Source organism: Leifsonia sp. 22587 (assembly GCF_052044215.1).
Lineage (GTDB): Bacteria > Actinomycetota > Actinomycetes > Actinomycetales > Microbacteriaceae > Leifsonia > Leifsonia shinshuensis_C.
Genome location: NZ_JBQENB010000004.1, coordinates 34737 through 54194 on the forward strand (window position 1 = coordinate 34737; position 19458 = coordinate 54194).

Annotated in this window: 21 protein-coding genes; 6 read left to right on the forward strand and 15 right to left on the reverse strand. The window is 71.2% G+C overall.

What is annotated here, in order from left to right:
• Positions 1 to 20: 20 nt before the first annotated feature.
• Entirely contained in the window at positions 21 to 1112 is a 1092-nt protein-coding gene (locus ACTJI1_RS15900) for a type I restriction endonuclease (protein WP_310128168.1), read from the reverse strand.
• Positions 1113 to 1315: 203 nt separating this feature from the next.
• Between ACTJI1_RS15900 and ACTJI1_RS15905 the strand changes: the two genes are divergently transcribed.
• Positions 1316 to 3793, forward strand: coding sequence for a transglycosylase domain-containing protein (locus ACTJI1_RS15905; protein ID WP_440743421.1), 2478 nt, complete (start codon positions 1316 to 1318; stop codon positions 3791 to 3793).
• A 2-nt stretch (positions 3794 to 3795) separates the two neighbouring features.
• Here ACTJI1_RS15905 and ACTJI1_RS15910 read toward each other — a convergent pair whose 3' ends face one another.
• The 4 genes from ACTJI1_RS15910 to ACTJI1_RS15925 are packed head-to-tail and all read right to left on the reverse strand — an operon-like array spanning position 3796 to position 6722.
• On the reverse strand, positions 3796 to 4683 hold the full coding sequence (locus ACTJI1_RS15910) for a 3-methyladenine DNA glycosylase (RefSeq protein ID WP_440743797.1): 888 nt from the start codon (positions 4681 to 4683) through the stop codon (positions 3796 to 3798).
• Positions 4683 to 5291, reverse strand: a complete 609-nt coding sequence (locus ACTJI1_RS15915) for a cyanamide hydratase (RefSeq protein ID WP_440743422.1) — start codon at positions 5289 to 5291, stop codon at positions 4683 to 4685. The genes ACTJI1_RS15910 and ACTJI1_RS15915 overlap by 1 nt, the downstream gene beginning before the upstream one ends.
• A gap of 4 nt (positions 5292 to 5295) precedes the next feature.
• Entirely contained in the window at positions 5296 to 6327 is a 1032-nt protein-coding gene (locus tag ACTJI1_RS15920; RefSeq protein ID WP_440743423.1) for an alcohol dehydrogenase catalytic domain-containing protein, read from the reverse strand.
• On the reverse strand, positions 6324 to 6722 hold the full coding sequence (locus ACTJI1_RS15925; protein WP_440743424.1) for a (deoxy)nucleoside triphosphate pyrophosphohydrolase: 399 nt from the start codon (positions 6720 to 6722) through the stop codon (positions 6324 to 6326). Before ACTJI1_RS15925 ends, ACTJI1_RS15920 begins: the two co-directional genes overlap by 4 nt.
• Positions 6723 to 6787: 65 nt before the next feature.
• Between ACTJI1_RS15925 and ACTJI1_RS15930 the strand changes: the two genes are divergently transcribed.
• Entirely contained in the window at positions 6788 to 7480 is a 693-nt protein-coding gene (locus tag ACTJI1_RS15930) for a DUF1345 domain-containing protein (RefSeq protein ID WP_440743425.1), read from the forward strand.
• Between the two features lie 4 nt (positions 7481 to 7484).
• Here the strand turns inward: ACTJI1_RS15930 and ACTJI1_RS15935 are convergent, their stop codons facing one another.
• On the reverse strand, positions 7485 to 7784 hold the full coding sequence (locus tag ACTJI1_RS15935) for a DUF1905 domain-containing protein (protein ID WP_310128180.1): 300 nt from the start codon (positions 7782 to 7784) through the stop codon (positions 7485 to 7487).
• Between the two features lie 65 nt (positions 7785 to 7849).
• Here ACTJI1_RS15935 and ACTJI1_RS15940 point away from each other — a divergent pair, with 65 nt between their 5' ends.
• Positions 7850 to 8236, forward strand: coding sequence for a DUF7144 family membrane protein (locus tag ACTJI1_RS15940; protein ID WP_440743426.1), 387 nt, complete (start codon positions 7850 to 7852; stop codon positions 8234 to 8236).
• Positions 8237 to 8301: 65 nt separating this feature from the next.
• Positions 8302 to 8928 (forward strand): hypothetical protein, encoded by a 627-nt coding sequence (locus ACTJI1_RS15945; protein WP_310128184.1) that lies wholly within the window; start codon positions 8302 to 8304, stop codon positions 8926 to 8928.
• Here the strand turns inward: ACTJI1_RS15945 and ACTJI1_RS15950 are convergent.
• From ACTJI1_RS15950 to ACTJI1_RS15960, 3 genes are all read right to left on the reverse strand, one after another.
• A complete protein-coding gene (locus ACTJI1_RS15950; RefSeq protein WP_440743427.1) occupies positions 8922 to 10379 on the reverse strand; it encodes a lipase maturation factor family protein in 1458 nt (485 codons plus the stop codon). The genes ACTJI1_RS15945 and ACTJI1_RS15950 overlap by 7 nt on opposite strands.
• A gap of 133 nt (positions 10380 to 10512) precedes the next feature.
• Complete coding sequence (locus ACTJI1_RS15955; RefSeq protein ID WP_440743428.1) at positions 10513 to 11055, reverse strand: cysteine hydrolase family protein; 543 nt, start codon at positions 11053 to 11055, stop codon at positions 10513 to 10515.
• A 47-nt stretch (positions 11056 to 11102) separates the two neighbouring features.
• Positions 11103 to 11780 (reverse strand): endonuclease/exonuclease/phosphatase family protein, encoded by a 678-nt coding sequence (locus ACTJI1_RS15960; protein ID WP_310128190.1) that lies wholly within the window; start codon positions 11778 to 11780, stop codon positions 11103 to 11105.
• A gap of 153 nt (positions 11781 to 11933) precedes the next feature.
• Here ACTJI1_RS15960 and ligD point away from each other — a divergent pair, with 153 nt between their 5' ends.
• Positions 11934 to 12953: a non-homologous end-joining DNA ligase gene (gene ligD / locus ACTJI1_RS15965; RefSeq protein ID WP_440743429.1), complete on the forward strand. Its 1020-nt coding sequence runs from the start codon at positions 11934 to 11936 to the stop codon at positions 12951 to 12953.
• 13 nt (positions 12954 to 12966) lie between these two features.
• On the opposite strand, the gene ACTJI1_RS15970 is transcribed toward ligD, so the two are convergent.
• Together ACTJI1_RS15970 and ACTJI1_RS15975 are read right to left on the reverse strand one after the other, a co-directional pair.
• Positions 12967 to 13659: a UdgX family uracil-DNA binding protein gene (locus ACTJI1_RS15970; RefSeq protein ID WP_440743430.1), complete on the reverse strand. Its 693-nt coding sequence runs from the start codon at positions 13657 to 13659 to the stop codon at positions 12967 to 12969.
• A 602-nt stretch (positions 13660 to 14261) separates the two neighbouring features.
• Positions 14262 to 15326 (reverse strand): ATP-dependent DNA ligase, encoded by a 1065-nt coding sequence (locus tag ACTJI1_RS15975; protein ID WP_440743431.1) that lies wholly within the window; start codon positions 15324 to 15326, stop codon positions 14262 to 14264.
• A gap of 107 nt (positions 15327 to 15433) precedes the next feature.
• Here ACTJI1_RS15975 and ACTJI1_RS15980 point away from each other — a divergent pair, with 107 nt between their 5' ends.
• Positions 15434 to 15880 carry an SIP domain-containing protein gene (locus tag ACTJI1_RS15980; protein WP_440743432.1) on the forward strand — a complete coding sequence of 149 codons (447 nt, stop codon included), beginning with the start codon at positions 15434 to 15436 and terminating at the stop codon, positions 15878 to 15880.
• 36 nt (positions 15881 to 15916) lie between these two features.
• Here the strand turns inward: ACTJI1_RS15980 and ACTJI1_RS15985 are convergent, their stop codons facing one another.
• The 4 genes from ACTJI1_RS15985 to ACTJI1_RS16000 form a co-directional block, all read right to left on the reverse strand.
• The gene (locus ACTJI1_RS15985) at positions 15917 to 16762 is read right to left on the reverse strand and encodes an SDR family NAD(P)-dependent oxidoreductase (RefSeq protein ID WP_440743433.1); all 846 of its coding nucleotides are present in this window, start codon (positions 16760 to 16762) and stop codon (positions 15917 to 15919) included.
• Positions 16759 to 17139, reverse strand: a complete 381-nt coding sequence (locus ACTJI1_RS15990; RefSeq protein ID WP_310128200.1) for a Fe-S oxidoreductase — start codon at positions 17137 to 17139, stop codon at positions 16759 to 16761. The genes ACTJI1_RS15985 and ACTJI1_RS15990 overlap by 4 nt, the downstream gene beginning before the upstream one ends.
• The gene (locus ACTJI1_RS15995; RefSeq protein WP_440743434.1) at positions 17136 to 18587 is read right to left on the reverse strand and encodes a dihydrolipoyl dehydrogenase family protein; all 1452 of its coding nucleotides are present in this window, start codon (positions 18585 to 18587) and stop codon (positions 17136 to 17138) included. Before ACTJI1_RS15995 ends, ACTJI1_RS15990 begins: the two co-directional genes overlap by 4 nt.
• Before the next feature lie 77 nt (positions 18588 to 18664).
• A complete protein-coding gene (locus tag ACTJI1_RS16000) occupies positions 18665 to 19450 on the reverse strand; it encodes a crotonase/enoyl-CoA hydratase family protein (RefSeq protein WP_440743435.1) in 786 nt (261 codons plus the stop codon).
• Positions 19451 to 19458: the final 8 nt, after the last annotated feature.

A 19458-nucleotide genomic window follows, 5' to 3' on the forward strand; every position in this document is an offset into this window, starting at 1 on the left:
CGCCCCCTCGATGGGTCAGATCAGGCGTAACGCCGGACTGTCTCCCTGATGTCGTCCGCGAAGCGGTAGATCTCGTCCAGCGACGCGATCTCGTGCCTCGTCTCGTTCTTGTCTTCGTCGAAGAGTCCCAGGTACTTCTTGGACTTCCCGTTGAAGTGGAGCCGCGCAACTGGCTTGCGATTGTTGTCGTCCAGCAGGACGGCGAAGTACGATTTCGAGTCGCGCTGCGCCACACGCTGTGGCTTGACCTCGCTGCAGGCGATTGCCTTAACGATCTGGTAGCCCTCGAGCTCTTCGAGGGTCGTCTCGATCTCCGTGTCGCGATTGAGGTCATCATCGGCGGCGGGCTGACTGGTCACGACCTCACCCGGTGCCGCATCCGCGGTTGCGTAGCTGGATCCGCCCAGCGCCGACTTCAGCCGCTCGTTGGCCTGATCGTTCAGGAACTGCTTCGTCGCCTTGATCACCAGCGGGGCGAACTGCTCACGCACCCGTGCGGTGATGGAGCCGTCGTAGACGCGGCTGATGAAGAACCGGATCCACTCGTCTTCGGGCTCGCGGAACTGCGCAGAGAGGGCTCGCTTGATCTGTCCGATGTACTTCAGCTCGCCTGCGGCGTTGATCACCGAGTCGAGGTCGAAAGCGTCCTTGGTGAGCTTGCGCAGCTCGGGAATCAAGGTCTCGTCGATATCGAGCAGGTCGAGAACCAGGAAGGGCTTGTCGTCCATACGGTTCGGCGCGTCGAGGTCGGTGTAGAACTGGTACACCTGGCCGTTCGTCAAGACGGCGACTCGAGCGTTGGTCACGGCGAAGTAGCGGTAGAGCTGTGAGGCGTTCTCGATGGTCAACGGCTCCGTCGACTTCTTCGCCTCGATGAGCATCTGCACTTCGCCGTCGCGGACGATCGCATAGTCGATCTTCTCGCCGCGCTTGATGCCCACATCGGCCGTGAATTCAGGCACGACCTCCAGTGGGTCGAAGACGTCATATCCCAAGACGTTCGAGATGAACGGCATCACGAAAGCGTTCTTGGTCGCTTCTTCTGTGTGAATCGCTTCGCGCTGATTGGCGACTTTCTGTGCCATGGCCGCGAGGACTTCTGCAAACTCCATTGAATCTCCCGAGTGAGTGTCGTCTCAGACATTAGCGATTGGCCGCTCAGACAGCGGCAGACCCTACTGGCGTCCCACCCGAACTGGGGTCAAAGTCCACGTGGATGCGTCGGCATCCGGGATGTGCGCATCCTGAACATCTGCGAAGCGACGCACATGCAACCCCCTGTTGCCGCCCAGAAAGGCCTGGTTGCCTGGAGGGCGTGCCCGAATCCGATCGATCCCGCCTGCCCGCACGCCTGGCCGCCCTCGATGAGCGGCTCGAGCCCGTCAAGCGCTTCGAGCTGAAGCCCGCACGCACCCGCGGAGGGCTGGTCGCCCAGTTCCTGGGCCTCGCCCTGGTCGCCGCCGTGCTCAGCTCGCTGTTCCTGCTGCCCGGCTTCCTGGGAGTCGGCGCAACAGCGGCCGCCGGCGTCAACGACTTCAATGCGCTGCCGGCCGACCTGCACATCCAGCAGTTCGCGCAGAACTCGACCGTCTACGCCAAGCAGGGCGGCCAGGATGTGCCCATCGCCACCTTCTTCGCGCAGAACCGGCAGGACGTCTCGTTCGACCAGATCGCGCAGACCATGAAGGATGCGACCGTCTCGGCCGAGGACCCGCGCTTCTACACCGAGGGGGCCGTCGACATCTGGGGCACGCTGCGCGGCGCCGTCGCCACCGTGGCCGGGGGAGACGTGCAGGGCGGCTCGTCGATCACGCAGCAGTACGTGAAGAACGTCGAGGTCGAGAAGTGCGAGGCGCTGACGAGCCAGAAGAAGGTCCAGGCGTGCTACGCGGATGCTGCCGGCGTGACCCTTCAGCGCAAGGTGCAGGAGATGCGCTACGCCGTCGAGGTGGAGAAGAACTACAGCAAGAAGGACATCCTCACCGGTTACCTCAACGTCGTCGGCTTCGGCGGCCAGGTCTACGGCGTGCAGGCGGCCGCGCAGTACTACTTCGGCACGACCGCCGCGAAGCTCGACCTCGCCCAGGCTGCCACGCTCGCGGCCATCCTGAACAACCCGGCGAACCTGCGGATCGACGAGCCCGACAACAAGGACAACGGCGCCGCCAACGGCTACGCGCTGACCAAGGCGCGCCGCGACTACGTGCTCGACCGCATGTACATCACGCACACCATCACCAAGCAGCAGCGCGACGAGGCGAAGGCCACGAAGATCACGCCGACGATCACGCCGACGACCCAGGGATGCGCGGCCGCGCAGCAGTACAACGCCGCCTTCTTCTGCGACTACGTGCGCGACGTCATCCTGACCGATCCGGCCTACGGAGCGACGGCCGACGACCGCCTGCAGACCCTCAACCGCGGCGGACTGAAGATCTACACGACCCTCAACCTCGACCTGCAGCAGGTCGCGCAGGCGTCGCTGAGCAAGTACATCCCCGGATCCCGTCCCGGCATCGACCTCGGCGCGTCCAACGTCGCGCTCGAGCTGGGCACCGGGCGCATCGTGACGATGGTGCAGAACCGCGCCTTCAACAACACGGACACGCCGATCGACGGCACGACCGCGGTGAACTACAACACGGACGAGGACTACGGAGGCTCGCAGGGCTTCCAGACCGGCTCGACGTTCAAGGCGTTCGACCTGGCGGCATGGCTGGAGGCGGGCCACAGCCTGTACGAGACGGTGAACGCCTCGCAGCACCTGTTCCCGACGTCCGACTTCACAAACACCTGCGCGAACATCGACGGTCCGGCCTGGCCGGTCACGAACGACGAGGGCTCGGCGAGCCGCCTCTCGGTGATGTCCGCGACAGCGGAGTCGGTCAACACCGCGTTCGCGGAGATGGGCACCAAGGTGGACCTGTGCTCGATCGTGAACGCCGCGAAGGGGCTCGGCGTGCATCCCGCGTCGAAGAGCAACCCGTGGGTGCAGACGCCGTCGATGATCCTCGGCGTGAACTACATCTCACCGCTCACCATGGCCACCGCCTACGCCGGCATCGCCAACAACGGCACGGTGTGCACCCCGATCGCGATCGACCGGGTGGTCAACGCCGACGGCACCGAGCACAAGGTCAGCAAGACGACCTGCACCCAGGGGCTGAAGCCCGACATCGCAGCGGGCGTGACGTACGCCCTGGAGGGCGTGATCAAGGGCGGCGGCACCGCCGCCAGCGCCAACCCGTACGACGGCGTCCCGATCATGGCGAAGACCGGCACGACCGACGACTCCCTCGAGAACTGGCTGATCACATCCACCACCAAGGTCGCGACGGCAACCTGGGTCGGGAACGTGTCCGGCCAGACGCCGCTCCGCTCGCTGTACTTCAACGGGGTCGGCGGCGGCAACGTCAAGTTCTCGATCGCGAAGCCGATCCTCAAGGCGGTCAACGCGCTGTACGGCGGTTCCGACTTCACCGAACCGACCGACGCCGTGCTCTACGGCAGCCAGATCACCATGCCGGACGTCACCGGCAAGCAGCCCGACGTCGCGCAGAAGCTGCTGGAGGGACTGGGCCTCGACGTGACCGTCGACCCGAACCCGGTGCCGAGCGACCAGCCCGCCGGAACGGTCGCGGCGAGCGACCCGGCGGCCGGCGCATCGCTCGAGGACGGCGACTCGGTGACGCTCACCGTGAGCAACGGGCAGGGCGCGGCCGCCTCGACCAACCCGCCACCCGGCGGCGGGAGCACGCCGACACCGAAGCCGACCAAGAAGAAGGGCGGCTGAGCTCAGGCGGCGGCCTGCTCCACGCCCGGCCAGATGTCGAGGATGCGCGCCCGCAGCGCGTTCGACCGCTCGGCGAAGGCGCGCTGCCGGCGGACGTACTCCGCCTTGCCCTCGGCGGTCTCGATCGCGACAGGCTCGGCGCCCCACGGCCGCATGTCGTACGGCGACGCCTGCATGTCGAGCAGCCGGATGTCGCGGGCGAGCTCGAACGCGTCGAGCTGCACCTCGCCGGGCACCAGCGGGCCGAGCTTCATCGCCCACTTGTAGACGTCCATCCCGGCGTGCAGGCAGCCCGGCTGCTCCAGCTCCGGCTGCGTCTCACGGGTGGGCGCGAACCGGTTGAGCGGCACCGCGTCGGGCGTGAAGAAGCGGAACGCGTCGATGTGCGTGCAGCGCAGCTCGTGCGACTCGACCACGGCGTCCGTCGCCTCCCGCCCGAGCCGCAGGGGGACGGGATGCCGGTGCTCGTCCTGCCGGTACACCATCGCCCACTCGTGCAGCCCGAAGCAGCCGAACCGTCCCGGCCGCGACGCGGTGGAGCGGAGGATGCGCTCGACGGTCCGCAGCAGCGGCGCCTTCTCCGCCTCCATGGCGGGCCGGTCGACGACGAGCGAGCCGGTGGATGCGCCGGGCGCGTACCAGCGCCAGGACGCGCGCGCGTCGTCTGCCGCGTCGGCCAGTTCGACACCGGCGCCGGGATGCCAGCGCCGCAGCTGTGCGGGCGAGTACGAGTAGTAGGTGAAGAGGAAGTCCCACACCGGGTGCTTCTCGCCGCGGGCCGCCCGCGCCCGATGGTCCGCCGTGAGCGCGTCGGCCCGCTCGGCGTGGGCGCGCTCGCGCTCCCGCCACACGTCGGCGGAGAGCACGACGGGGGCGGGGGATGCGGCGATCACCCTTCGAGGATACGTTCCAGCGGGTTGTCGCGGAGCTTCCGCTGCACGCCGCCGTCGACGAGGCGGCGCGCCGAGGTGTCGGGCTTCCGTTCGGCCTGGTCGGCGACGCACGCGCCGAACTCGGCGGCGAGCTCGAGCCGCGGGTAGGCGGTGAGCACCTCCCGGCGGAAGTCGAGCGGCAGGTCGTCGGCGCGGGCGCCGGAGATGTCGAGCGCGGTGGCGATCTCGAGCAGGTGACCCTCCGCATCCATCGCCGGGTCGACCTCGGGCCAGTTGTGCCGCACGATCACCTCGTGGGCGCGGACCCGGCGCTCCGGCTCCCACCCGGCGCCCGCGGTCAGCGCGATCGCGACGTGACCGGCGGCGTCCTCGTAGGCGAGCGTCGCGTTGTCGAACTCGGGCACGATGCCGAGGTCGTGCAGCAGGGCCGACACGAAGAGCAGCTCGTGGTCGGCGTCGAGGCCACGCAGCACGGCGAAGCCTTCGGCCCACAGCCACGACCGCTCCACATGGTTGAGCAGCGAGGGCGTGTGATACGTCGTCGCGATCTGGACGGCGGCGCGGGCCGCGGCCGTGTCCGGGCGTTCGAAGTCAGAGATGCGCATGTCCTCATCCTGCCGGATGCAGCACCGCGATGCCCGTCGGGGGCGCAGAGTCGGCGGTCTCCAGCAGCCGCGCGGCCTCGGCGAAGCCGACAGAGCGGCCGACGAGCTCCTGCGGGCGCAGGCGGCCGGCGGCGACCAGGTCGAGCATGGCGGGGTAGTCGGCGGCGGCCATGCCGTGGCTGCCGAGCACGTCCAGCTCCCAGGCGATCACGCGGTCGAGCGGCAGCTCCGGGACCGCCGAGGCGAGAAGGCCGACCTGCACGTGGCGGCCGCGCCGCCGGAGCGACCGGATGCTCGAGGACGCAGTCTCCGCGGATCCCACCGCGTCGATCGAGGCGTGGGCACCGCCGTTCGTGAGCTCGGTCACGAGCGCGGGCGCCTCCCATCCCGCCGGGACGGTGCTCTCGGCCCCGAGCCGCGCCGCGAGCTCCAGCGCGGCGGGGGCGCGGTCGACCGCGACGACGCGCGCTCCGAGGGCGGCCGCGATCATCACGGCGCTGAGGCCCACTCCACCGGCGCCGTAGACGGCGAGCCATTCCCCGGGCTGGATGCGTGCCCGCGTCGTGACCGCGCGGTACGCCGTCGCGAAGCGGCAGCCGAGGCTCGCCGCCGCGTCCGACGAGAGGCCGTCCGGCACGCGCACCAGGTTCGTGTCGGCGGCGCGCACGGCGACCAGCTGCGCGTGCGACCCCCACTGCGTGAAGCCCGGCTGCGTCTGCCGCGGGCACACCTGCGCCTGGCCGGAGAGGCACCATTCGCACTCGCCGCAGCCGTTGACGAACGGCGCCGTGACCCGATCGCCGGCGCGCCAGCGGGTCACGCCGCGGCCGACGGCTTCGACCACGCCCGCGAACTCGTGGCCCGGAACGTGCGGCAGCGCGACGGAGTCGTCGTGGCCCGCCCAGGCGTGCCAGTCGCTCCGGCACAGCCCCGACGCCTCCACCCGGATGACGGCGCCGCCGTCCGGCACCGCAGGGTCGGCGAGCGTGCCGACCTCGACCGGTCCGCCGAAGCGCTCGTAGTACAGGGCCCTCATACGACCTCCCGGGTCAGGACGGCGACCGCGGCGAGGTCCGCCTCGGCCCATTCCAGCGTGCTCAGGTGCTCGAGGGCGACCCAGCGCAGTTCGTCGTGGTCGGTGCTCGCGACCGGGACGTCGCCGTCCAGCCCGCAGGCGTAGCAGGCCAGGTCGATCGGCCGGCCCTGCGCGCGCGTCGTCACCGTGCGGTCGAGCAGAGTCCCGACGTGGATGCGCACCCCGAGCTCCTCGCCGATCTCGCGCTCCAGCGCGGCCTCCGGCGTCTCGCCCGCCTCCACCTTGCCGCCGGGGAACTCCCAGCGCCCGGCGGCGTCCTTGCCGGGCGCGCGGCGGCAGGCCAGCACGCGGTCGCCGTCGCGGAGGACCGCGGCGACGACGAGGAGGGGCTGCACCCCTCCATCCTGCCCTGCGCCCCGCGCTACCCGGGAACGCGGCGCGGCACCGCTAGCATCCAGGTATGTCGCAGAGCGCGCCCGTGCGGCGGCCGATGGTCGTCCTGGGCCTCGTCGCGAGCCTCCTGGCCCAGCTGGCGATGATCGTCGTCGGGGTGTGGCTGGTCGTGCTCTCCGAGGACGACGCCACGACCCTCGAACTGCTCGCCACCTGGTGCGGGATCGGCACGCTCTACCTCGTCGTCGTACTGATCGTGCTGGGGCGTGTGGCGCGGCGGCCGGCGCTGTCCGATGCGCGGCCGGCCCGCTGGGAGACCAGCCGCATCGCCCGCCTGATCTCGATGGTCGCCACCATCCTCTCCAGCCTGATCGGCCTCACCGCGGCGATCCAGGTGCTCGCCCTGCACAACGACCCGCAGATCGGATCGGTCACCGATTTCGTCGGGGTGTGGTCGATGCTCCTCGCGTGGGGGTTCCTGCACTGGGGCTTCTCGCAGATCTACTACCAGCGGTACTTCGCGGACCCGGAGCCGATGCTGCGCTTCCCGCATCCCGAGGGCACGCCCGCGCCGGTCCCGCGTTTCGTCGACTTCGTGTACTTCGCCTACACGCTCGGCACCACGTTCGCCGCCTCCGACGTCGAGGTGCTGGCGACGCGGATGCGCTGGACCATCGTCTGGCACTCGGTGCTCAGCTACTTCTTCAACGGCCTGATCATCGTGCTCGCCCTGAACACGATCATGTCGGGGACGCGCTAGGGCGTCACAGCAGCGTCTCGACGCCGATCCGCACCCGGTCGCCGAGCTCGACGCCCTCCGCGCGGCGCACCGCGCCCTTGATCGGGACGACGTAGCTGCCGTCGGCCTGCGGGAAGATCGACGTCGACCAGCGCGAGCCGCCCAGGGTGACGACCACCTTCACGGAGTCGAACCCGGCCGGTGGATGCGGCTGCAACCGGATCTCCTCCGACACGTCCGGCGGCAGCTGCGCGAACACCCACAACTCGCGGCGGGACGCCCAGCGGAACAGCTCCGCCTCGAACTCGTAGCGATAACCGGCCATATCCGCCAAGCTACCGGTGAAGCGCCCGGGCGAGAAGCGCCCCGCGGCGGAGCGGAGGACACGGCATGGCGGCACGTCCCGGATCGGTCACGTTCGTGGCCGTCCTCACCTACATCAACGGCATCCTGAACATCATCGGCGGCGTGATCCTGCTGATCACCCGCGATCAGATGGCCGGCCCGAACGGCGGCTCGGTCGCCGGCATCACCACGGCGGCCATCATCTCGATCCTGCTCGGCATCATCGTCGTCATCGTCGCGCGCGGCCTGCTGCGCGGCAGCCCGGGCGCGCGGACGGTGGTCACCGTCGTCATGGTGATCGACATCCTGAATGGCCTGCTGATGCTCTTCACGGGGCAGGTCGCGAGCGGCATCGTCCAGATCCTCTGGTCGCTGCTGATCATCGTGCTGCTCTTCACCCGCCGAGCGAACGGGTTCTTCACAGGCCGCTGAAAGCGGCCCGCCATCGGACAGAATGGGAGGAGGCGGCACGACGGCCGCCCCATCCGAGGAGTCCCATGCGCTGGCCGAAGCGGTTCCGCAAGCGCGTCGAGAAGACGACGCGCACGCGGCCCTTCGACGAGCACGCCCTCCCGGAGCCCGCGACGCCCACCCTCGAGCAGTCGGTCGAGGAGGGCATGCTGCTCGCGGAATACGCCACGCGCATGTCGGTGAAGAACCACATCGTCGTCGACACCATCCAGTACGGCAACTCGTACGACCCGGCGCTGCACGCCATGGAGGCCGCGGCGATGCTGCGCGAGCTCGCCTCCGAGCAGGGCGTGGCGGCGGGCCGCATCGAGGAGGAGCTGGAGGCGGCCGAGAAGCTGAGCGGCGACGCCGAGCACCCCCACGACTACCGCCGGGTGGATGCGGACAACCTGCGGCTGCGCCGCGACGCCGCGATCGCGCTCGCCGCGGCCCTGCGCCGGAAGGCCGACTCCGAGGAGGAGCTGCTGGCGCTGGTCGAGCGCGGCCGGCAGGACGCGTGGGACGAGGTGGGGCGCGCCATCGAGGCGGGCCTCGACGCCTTCTCGGGCGCCGAGGCGCTGAAGGCCGACTACGAGCGCGAGAAGCCGGCGCGGCTCCGGCTGCTGATCTGGCGCGACCTCGCCCGGCTGGAGGAGGAGCGCACCGGCTACTGACCGGAGCGCAGGCTCACCGGCGGCACGAGCTCGCCGACCTCGGAGCGCACCCAGATGTCCCCGGTCTCGCGTTTCTCGGCGTGGGTGCTGAACCGGTAGAGGAACATCCGCGCCCGCACGGCCCGCGGCGCCCGGCCGCCGAACGGGTCGCGCCGGAGCAGCCTCAGCGTCGGGCCGTCCGCCTCCAGCAGCCGCAGCAGCAGCACCTCGAACCAGGGCGAGTCGCGCGAGCCGAGCGCGAGGAACCACATCAGCCAGTCCAGCCGCAGGTGGTACGGGGCGAACTGGCGGGGCACCCGGCGCGGGTCGCCCGGCTTGCCGCGGAAGCCGTACTCCTCCCACCGCGCCTCCGGGTCGTACGGGTCGTCGGCGGTGCCCTCCACCACGACCTCGTAGCGCTCCTTCGTGACGCTCCCGAACGCGCCGTAGGCGTTCACCAGGTGCCAGCGGTTGAAGGAGGCGTTCATCAGCTGGCGGCGTGCGAACAGGTTCCGCAGCGGCGGCCAGCTCAGCACGATGAGGAACACCGTCACGGCGACCGCCACCACGGCGTACCAGAGCGGCACGGTCTCGGCACCGAAGGCGCCGACGTCGGCGCCGCCCAGCAGCCAGGACCAGACGCCGTCGCTCACCCCGGCGAAGCACAGCACGATGGTGATCCAGTTGAGCCAGGCGAAGTTGCCGGTGAGCACCAGCCACAGCTGCGTCAGGATCATGACGGCCGCCGCGACGCTCGCCACCGGCTGCGGCGCGAACAGGAACCAGGGCACGATGAGCTGGGCGAAGTGGTTGCCGAGCACCTCCACCCGGTGCCACCACTTCGGCAGCAGGTGCGCGGTGCGGCTGAACGGGTTGGGCATCGGCTGCGTCTCGTGGTGGTAGTACAGCGCCGTCAGGTCGCGCCACGAGCGGTCGCCTCGCATCTTGATCATCCCGGCGCCGAACTCCAGCCGGAACACCAGCCAGCGGACGAAGAACACGATCGTGATCGGGGGAGCGGTGTCCCACGCGCCGAGGAAGGCGACGACGAAACCCGCCTCGCAGATCAGGCTCTCCCAGCCGAACCCGTAGAAGGTCTGCCCGACGTTCACGATCGAGAGGTACAGGAACCACACGATCAGGAAGACGGGGACGAACACGTACGTGGGCGCGAGCTGCACGACGCCGAGCACGATCAGGGCGGAGAGCGCCGCGCCGGTCCACGCCACGGCCCGGAGCAGTCGGTCGGAGTACCGCCAGCGGAACAGCGTCGGCTGCTTCCGCGCGTACGGGTGCCGCAGGAAACGCCGCACCGGGAGCAGGCCGTGCTCGCCGAGCAGGGCGGGGAACTGGTTCACCGCGGAGACGAACGCGACCAAGTACAGCGCCGCGACACCCCGCTCGAGGATCTCGCGGGCGATCGTGTAGTCGTCGCCGGCCAGCCATCCGGTCAGCCATGCGGGGACTTCCATCGACACCACCCCGATCGTCGGAACGGGTTCACCGTACGCCGACAGCCGGATCGGGACGAGGCCCGGACCGGGGCCCATGGGCTGGTGTCGCGCCGGGTGCGGCGCCGAGTGTGGCGCCGGGGTCGCGCCGGGGTCAGACGGGCACGGACGCCGCCGGCTCCACCCCGAAGAGCTGCCCGGGGTAGCGCAGCCCGTCGAAGTAGCGGTTCGTGTGCGCGACGATCTGCTCTCCCGAGATCTCGACGCCATCCCACTCCGTGTCCGTCGTGGTGTGGGCGTCGGAGACGAGCGTCACGTCGTAGCCGCGCACGGCGGCGCTCTGCGCGGTGGTGCGGACGCAGTAGTCGCTCTGCGCGCCGGTCACGACCAGCCGACCGACGTCGAGACGCTCGAGCACGTCATCCAGGTCGGTGTCGGCGAACGCGTCGCGGTAGTGCTTCAGGATGCGCGGCTCGCCCTCCGCGGGAACGAGGCCGTCGGCCAGTTCCCACGCGGTCGTGCCCTGCTCCATCCCGTCCTCCTCGTGCTGCACCCAGACGACCGGAGTGCCTGCGGAACGGGCCCGGTCGACGAGCCGCACGACGCGGGCGAGCACGCCCTCGGCGTCGAAGCAGCCGGGCAGCACGCCCTTTTGCAGGTCGATCACGAGCAGGGCGGAGGGCACGATGTCGGTCACGGTCCCATCCTGCCAGGGGAGGGGCTGGGCCGCGTCGTGCTTCGGCGTCAGGCCGCGAGCTCGGCGTCCAGCCGGATCGGCCGGTGGTCCGAGGCGCCGGCGGGCAGCACATCCACCCGCTCGATCTCGAAACCGGTCGACGTGACGAAGTCGAAGTAGCCGGAGAAGAACTTGTAGCGCAGGTAGGTGGGCTCCGTCGTCCGCTTCAGCGTGTAGCCGGAGGTGGTGAGGTGCCGTTCGAGGCCGCGGATGAACCACGGGTAGTTGAAGTCGCCGACCATCACCGCGGGGGTCTCGGGGGAGAGGGACCGCATCCCGTCGTGCGCGGCGGCGATCTGCTTGCGGCGCAGCGAGTTGAGGGCGGTCAGCGGGGCGGCGTGGAACGAGCCGACCAGGATGTCCTCGCCGCTGTCGCGGTCGCGGAGGTGCACGGCCAGCAGGCGCTCGTTGGCGGGCGCGAGCACCCGGTCGTGCAGCGACTTCTGCACGGCGAACACCTGAGTGTTCAGGATCTCGTAGCGCTCGTCGCGCACGTACACCGCGAGCCCGAGCCGGTTGGCCCGAGTGGTGTCCGCAAGCGCGAGGTGGTGCAGCCGTTGCGGGAGGGCTTCGCTGTCGCACTCCTGGAGGCACAGCACGTCGACGTCGTAGGCCTCGGCGATACCCGACAGCTCACCGCTCGCGGCGTGCTTGCGGAGGTTGTAGCTCACGATCCTCAGGGTCATGCACCTCTTCTCGACGTCCACCGTCGCGGGCAGGCGCATTCGCGCCTGCCCTGCCATTCTGTCCCACTCGCGGCTCGGCTCAAGCGACGCGACGGCATCCCACAAGGAATTCACATCACGGTCACCGTCGGTTCGGAGCGGTACGGTGGTCGCATGGCAGGCGACGCGGTCATCCTCACGGTTCCGGGACCCCAGGGCGACCGGGAGGTGCGCATCTCGAGCCCTGGCCGGGTGATCTTCCCGCAGGACGGCATCACGAAGCTGGATGTGGCGAAGTACCTGGTCGAGGTCGGCGAGGCGTTCGTCCGGGCGAACGGCGACCGGCCGGTCTCGCTGCAGCGCTTCCCCGACGGCATCGACGGGGAGCAGTTCTTCTCCAAGAACCCGCCGCGCGGCACGCCCGACTACGTGCGGTCGGTCCCCGTGGTCTACCCGAGCGCCCGGTCGCATCCCCAGCTCGTCATCGACGAACCGGCCGCCGCCGTCTGGGCCGCGCAGATGAACACGGTGGTGTTCCACCCGTGGCCGTCGCGCGCCGAGGACTCCGACAACCCGGACCAGCTGCGCATCGACCTCGACCCGCAGCCGGGCACCGGCTTCGCGGAGGCCGTCCCGGCCGCCATCGAACTGCGGGCCGTGCTGCAGGAGGCGGGGCTCACCGCCTTCATCAAGACCTCCGGCAACCGCGGCCTCCACGTCTTCGCGCCGATCGTCCCCGAGCGGGAGTTCCTGGATGTGCGGCACGCGGTGATCGCGGCGGCCCGCGAGCTCGAGCGACGGATGCCCGACCGCGTCACCACGGCCTGGTGGAAGGAGGAGCGCGGCGAGCGGATCTTCGTCGACTTCAACCAGGCCAACCGCGACCGCACCATGGCCGGCGCCTACAGCCCCCGCGCGCTGCCGCACGCCCCGGTCTCGGCACCGATCACGTGGGACGAGCTGGAGCGGATCTCGCCCGAGCAGTTCACGATCCTGACGATGCCGGAGCGCCTCCGCACGACGGGAGACCCGTGGGAGTCGTTCGCTGCGGACCCCGGCCGGATCGACGAACTGCTCGGCTGGTGGGAACGCGACCTGTCGAAGGGGCTCGGCGAGCTGCCGTTCCCGCCCGACTACCCAAAGATGCCCGGCGAGCCGCCGCGCGTCCAGCCGAGCCGGGCGAAGAAGGCGTAGGGCGCGGCCAGCGTCAGTCGGCTGCGCGTTCGGCTGCGGCTTCGCCTGTCGCCTGTGCCGCGGCTTCGCCTGTCGCCTGTGCCGCGGCCCGGGCCGCCGTCTCGAGGTCGGCGACGAACGCGTCGTAGGCGGCATCCCATCCCGGGTCGTCCCGCAGCCGCAGCAGCGCCGACGGGTGCGTGGTGACGAGGACCGAGCGGCCGTCCGCCTCCTGCAGCTTTCCGCGCTCCTCGCCGATGCGCACCGCGCGGCCCAGCACGCTGCGCCCGGCGGTGGCCCCCAGGCACACCACGACGCGCGGCCGCACGACGGCGAGCTCCGCCTCCAGCCAGGGGTGGCAGGCCACGATGTTGCCGACCGCGGGCTTCTCGTGGATGCGGCGCTTGCCCTGCCGGTGGAAGCGGAAGTGCTTCACGGCGTTCGTCAGGTACACGTCGGCCCGCTGGATCCCGGCGTCGCCCAGCGCCTGATCCAGGATGCGGCCGGCCGGCCCGACGAACGGCTCGCCCTCCACGTCCTCCCGGTCGCCCGGCTGCTCGCCGACCAGCATCAGCGGCGTGCCCGCGCGCCCAGTCGAGAACACGACCTGCGTGGCGTCGCGGTACAGCTCGCAGCCGCGGCACTCCGCCGCCGCGGCTCGCAGCGCCGGAAGGTCGCGCTCGGCCGGAAGGAACCGTTCGGCGCCCGGCCGCTCCTCGTCCGCCATGCCGGCCACGCAACCACGCCCCGCGCGAGCGCGCAATCGCCGCCCGCCTCCTCCGCCCCGCGCGCCGTCGCTACCGTCGGAGATCCGCGCGCGTGCGTCGGAGTTCGCGCGCGGATCGCCGCGATTCTCCCGCGGGAGAGCCTTGCGTCGGAGATGTGAGCGCTTTCCACCGACGATAGCTCGGCGGCCCATCCGCCCGTCGAGCGTCGGCTACCGTGCGCGTGCCTCGCAGGTCCGCGCCCGCGACCGTCGGAGATCCGCTCGCGTGCGTCGGAGATCCGTGCCCGTGCGTCGGAGTTTCCGCGCCGATCGCCGCGAATCTCCCGCGGGAGAGCGTTGCGTCGGAGATGTGAGCGCTTTCCGCCGACGATAGATCAGCGCGGGCCTCCGCCCCTCGGGCTCTTGCTGCCGTTCGCGTGCCTCGGACATCCGTGCTCGCTACCGTGGGAGGTCCGCGCCCGCTGCCGTCGGAGATCCGTGCCCGTGCGTCGGAGTTTTCGCGCCGATCGCCGCGAATCTCCCGCGGCAGAGCGTTGCGTCGGAGATGTGAGCGCTTTCCACCGACGATAGGTCGGGCGGCTCGGGGCGGCGGCGGCCGCGGCTCAGGTCAGCACGTCGCCGAGGTCGTACGCGATCGGCCGGTCCAGCTGCTCGAACGAGCACGAGCGCGCCTCCCGGTCGGGACGCCAGCGCTCGAACTGGGCGGTGTGACGGAACCGCATCCCCTCCATCTGGTCGTAACGCACCTCCAGCACGCGCTCCGGCCGCAGCCGGACGAACGACACGTCCTTGCTGCCCGAGAAGCGGCTGCGGTCCGTCTCGCCGGTCATCGCCGCGCCGCTGTCGTCCCGCTCCACCAGCGGCTCCAGCTCGTCGATCAGGGCGAGCCGCTTGGCGTCGGTGAAGGCGGAGACGCCGCCCACGTTGCGCAGCTGGCCGTCGCCGTCGTACAGCCCGACGAGAAGCGAGCCGACCCCGCGCCCGCTCGTGTGGATGCGGTAGCCGAGCGCCACGACGTCCGCGGTGCGGTGGTGCTTGATCTTCAGCATCGTCCGCTTGTTCGGGGCGTACGGTCCGGCGAGCGGCTTGGCGACCACGCCATCCAGCCCGGCGCCCTCGAACTCGACCAGCCAGCGCCGCGCCAGCTCGACATCCGTCGTGGTGCGGGTCAGCTCGATCGGCGCGGGCAGGTCTCCGGCGAACTCCTCCAGCGCGGCACGGCGCTCGCCGAACGGACGGTCGACGTACGACTCGTCGCCGATCGCGAGCAGGTCGAACGCGACGAACGTCGCGGGCGTCTGCTCGGCCAGCAGGTTCACGCGGCTCGCGGCCGGGTGGATGCGCTGCGACAGCGCCTCCCAGTCCAGCCGCTGGCTGCCCGGTTCGCCGGTGGGCACCACGATCTCGCCGTCGAGCACGCACGGCGCGGGCAGGATGCGGCGGAACGCATCCACCAGCTCGGGGAAGTACCGGGTCAGCATCTTGGAGCCGCGGCTGCCGATCTCCACCGACTCCACCGCGCCGTCGCCCTCGGCGTACACGATGGCGCGGAAGCCGTCCCACTTCGGCTCGTAGCTGAGGCCGCCGGCGACGCTGTCGGGCTCCGGCACGGCGGGGACCGCCTTCGCGAGCATCGGGGCGATCGGGGACGAGGCGGAGGGTCGCATGCTCCGATCATGCCGCGAACCGCCACCCTCCGGAAGGGATGCGGTCACGCTGAGGATGCGCTCGGAGCCGGTGGATGTGAGGTAAGGCTTGCCTATACTGGACCACGATGTACCGTCCCGACCACGCCTCCCACACCGCCGCGACCGCGCATCATGACGACCGCGTGCAGTTCCTCGTCGTCGGCGACGAGACGTCGCTCACGCAGCTGGAGGCCGAGCTGGCCCTGCTGCCGCTGTGCGCCCGTGGACGCGTGTTCGTCGAGGTGGAGGACGCCGCCCAGGTCGCGCCGCTGGCGACTCCGATGCGGATGACGGTCACCTGGCTGACGCGGTCCGACCGCAGCGGTCGCCCCGGGACCGGGGAGCGCTGCGCCCGCGGCGAGGCCGCATCCCGTGCCGTCCGCGCCTGGTGCGCCGAGATGCTGTGCGACGGCCCGGGCGAGACCCGCGCCATCGTCACCGGCGGTTACGCCCTGGTGACGGAGGTGCGCGACCACCTCGTCGAGACGGTCGGCATGGCGCACGACGCCGTCGTCGCCCCCGCCCTGCGCTGACGCGCGACCCTTCGATCGCCGTCGGCCGGCCGGCACTCAGGCGGGCACGTCGAGCCCGACGAGCGTCTCCGTCACCGCCCACAGGTCCCGGCCGAGCTGCGCGTTGCCCGCCTGCGGGTTGGTGCGCCCGTTGGCGTTGAGCCGGTCGAAGTACGTCCCGCTGGGCGCGCCCACCGGCGCGGGGCCGGCGAGCAGCAGCAGCGGCGCCGCGCCCGCCTGCACCGGGATGCCGAAGCTGCTGCGCGTGACCAGGTGGCCGAACCGGATCAGCGGCGACGAGTTGCCGAAGTTCGTGGCGATCGTGCCGGGATGGAACGAGTACGCCGTGACGCCGGTGCCGGTGAGCCGCTCCGCGAGCTCGGAGGCGAACAGGATGGTCGCCAGCTTGGCCGTGCCGTAGGCGCGCCAGCCGCCCTGCCACGGCCGGCGCTCCCAGTCGAGGTCGTCGACCCGGAGGTTGCCGAAGCGGTTCGCGAGGCTGGCGGTCGACACGACGCGGACGTCGCGCCCGGCCGCCGCCGTCTCCACCAGCCGGGGACGCAGCAGCGCGGTGAGCAGGAACGGTGCCAGGTGGTTGGCCTGGATGGTGCGCTCGTGCCCGTCCGCCGTCAGCTCGCGGTCGTGGTACAGCCCGCCCGCGTTGTTGGCGAGCACGTCGATCGTGTCGTAGCGGTCGAGGAGCGCGGCGGCCAGCGCCCGCACGTCGTCGAGCCGTTCGAAGTCGGCGAGGAAGGGCGTCGCCCCGATCCGCTCCGCGACGGCGCGGGTCCGCTCCGGGTTGCGGCCGACGACAGCGACCTCGTCGCCGCCCGCCGACAGCTGCTCCGCGGCGACCGCGCCGATGCCGGAGCTCGCGCCCGTGATCACGACGGTCCGCGTCATCGGTAGCCGCCCTTCTCGAGGCCTGCCTCGATCTCGAACCGGTTGTGCAGCGGGTCGCGCCCCGCCACGAAGTAGAGCAGCGGGAACAGCATCCCGTAGCGCTGCCACTGCCGCTTGTGGACGGCCTCGTGCTCCAGCACGTCGTCCGTCACGTTGTGGTCGGTCAGGTAGACGCCGCCGACGCACGAGCCGCCGCGCCCGAAGGTGCGCCGGGGCATGCCGCGGAAGACGGTCAGCCCGGCCCGCCGCTCCACCCGGCCGGTGCTCCACAGGAAGCCCCAGGCGAGGCCCACGGCCGTGGCGTACAGGTAGCCCGCGCGGCTCACCGGGGAGTCGAGCAGCAGGATGCCGAGCGGCGTGCGGTCGAAGGCGGTCACTTCTCGGGCCGGCCGTACGTCTCGAGCAGGCGCAGCCAGACCTCGCTGATGGTGGGGTACGACGGCACCGCGTGCCACAGCCGGTCGAGCGGCACCTCGCCGACGACCGCGATCGTCGCCGAGTGCAGCAGCTCGCCGACGTCCTGACCGACGAACGTGACGCCGAGGACGACCTTCCGGTCCTCGTCCACCACCATGCGCGCCGTGCCCTCGTAGCCGTCCGCGACGACGTGCGCGCCCGACACGCTCCCGATCGGGTAGTCGACCACCCGGATGCGGTAGCCGGCCTTCTCGGCGCGCTCGGCGGTCAGCCCCACGGACGCGACCTCCGGGTCGGTGAACGTCACCTGCGGCACCGCCTCGTGGTCCGCGGTCGCGACGAAGGCGCCCCACGGCTCCAGCGACACCTCGCGCCCGTGCGCGCGGGCGGCGATCGCATCGCCCGCGGCGCGCGCCTGGTACTTGCCCTGGTGCGTGAGCAGGGCCCGGTGGTTGACGTCGCCCACACCGTAGAGCCAGCCGCCGTCGACCGGCTCGCCGTCGGCGCCGAGCACGCGCATGCTGTCGTCCACGTTCAGCCAGGCGCCGTCCTCCAGCCCGAAGGCGTCGAGGCCGATGCCGAACGTGCGGGGCACGCGACCGGTCGCGACGAGGAACTCGTCGGTCTCCACGACCGTCCCGTCGTCGAGCTGCAGGCGGAATCCGTCGTCGTCCGTCCGCTCGACGCGCTCGGTCGTCTGGTCCAGGTGCAGCACGACACCGAGTTTCTTGAGGGAGGCGGCCACCAGCTCGCCCGCGAACGGCTCGTCGCCGCCGAGCAGCGAACCGCGCGCGATCAGGTGCACCTCGGTGCCGAAGCCGGCGTACGCCGTCGCCATCTCGGTGGCGACGACCCCGCCGCCGAGGATGGCGAGCGAGACCGGCACGCGCTGCGCGCTCGTGGCCTCGCGGCTCGACCACGGCTCGCTCTCGCGGAGGCCCGGGATGTCGGGCATCAGGGCGGCGGACCCGGTCGACACGGCGACCGCGTGCTTCGCCCGGAGCACGGTGACCGTGCCGTCCTCGGCGGTGACCGTCACCTCCTTCGGCGCGGTGATGACACCCCAGCCGCGCACGAGGTCGATGCCGGCGCCGTTCAGCCACTCGACCTGGCCGTCGTCCTTCCAGTTGCTGGTCATGTCGTCGCGCCGCTTGAGCACGGCGGCGACGTCGAGCGGGCCGGTGACGGCCTCGCGGGCTCCGCCGACCTTCTGCGTCGCGCGCAGCAGGGCGCCGCTGCGCAGCAGCGTCTTCGACGGCATGCACGCCCAGTAGGAGCATTCGCCGCCGACCAGCTCGGATTCGACGATGACGGTGCGCATCCCGCCCTGCACGGCCCGGTCGGCGACGTTCTCGCCGATGGCGCCCGCGCCCATCACGATGACGTCGTAGTCCCTGGTCTCGCTCATGCTCTCTCCTGCTCTGCGGGACGCCGCGGCGCCGTCCGCTCTCTGTCTGTTCGTCGTGCCGGGTGGAACGGATGGATTCAGCGGCCCACGAACCGGGCCTCCGTGCGCGTGAGGAACGCCTCCATCCCGATGCGGGCGTCCTCGCTGGCGACGAGCCGCACCAGGGTCGGTTGCAGCTCCGCTTCCGCTGCGGCGTCGCCGTCGCGCACCGCCCGCTTCGCGTTGGCGAGCGCGGCCTGCACGGCGAGAGGCGCCTGCGCGGCGATCCGCTCGGCCAGCTCGAGGGCGCGGTCGAACTGGGCGCCGTCGTCCACGACCTCCTGCACCAGCCCGATCCGGTGCGCCTCCTCGGCGTCGAACAGGTCGCCGGTGAGGATGTAGCGCATCGCGTCGCCCCAGCCGACCGCCCGCGGGAAGCGGAGGGTCGCGCCGCCGAACGGCAGGATGCCGCGGGTCACCTCGATCTGGCCGAACCGGGTGCCGCGTGCGGCGACGGCGATGTCGGAGGCGAGGATCAGCTCGATCCCGAGCGTCAGGCAGGTGCCCTGCACGGCGATGACCACGGGCTTGGTCAGCTGGCGGCCGGAGACCTGCCACGGGTCGACGCCGTCGGGACCGACGAACGAGAGCCCGTCGCGGCCGATGCGGGGCCCCAGGTCGGCGAGATCGAGACCGGCCGTGAAGTGGTCTCCGACCGCGTGCACGAGTCCGACGCGCAGCTCCGGGTCGCGCTCCAACTCGCCGTAGGCGTCCGCCAGCCGGCTGAGCAGCTCGAAGTCGGCGGCGTTGCGCTTGTCGGGGCGGTTCAGGCCGATCAGCAGGATGTGGCCGCGCCGCTCGGTCAGGATCTTGGGCTCGCTCATGTCTCCCA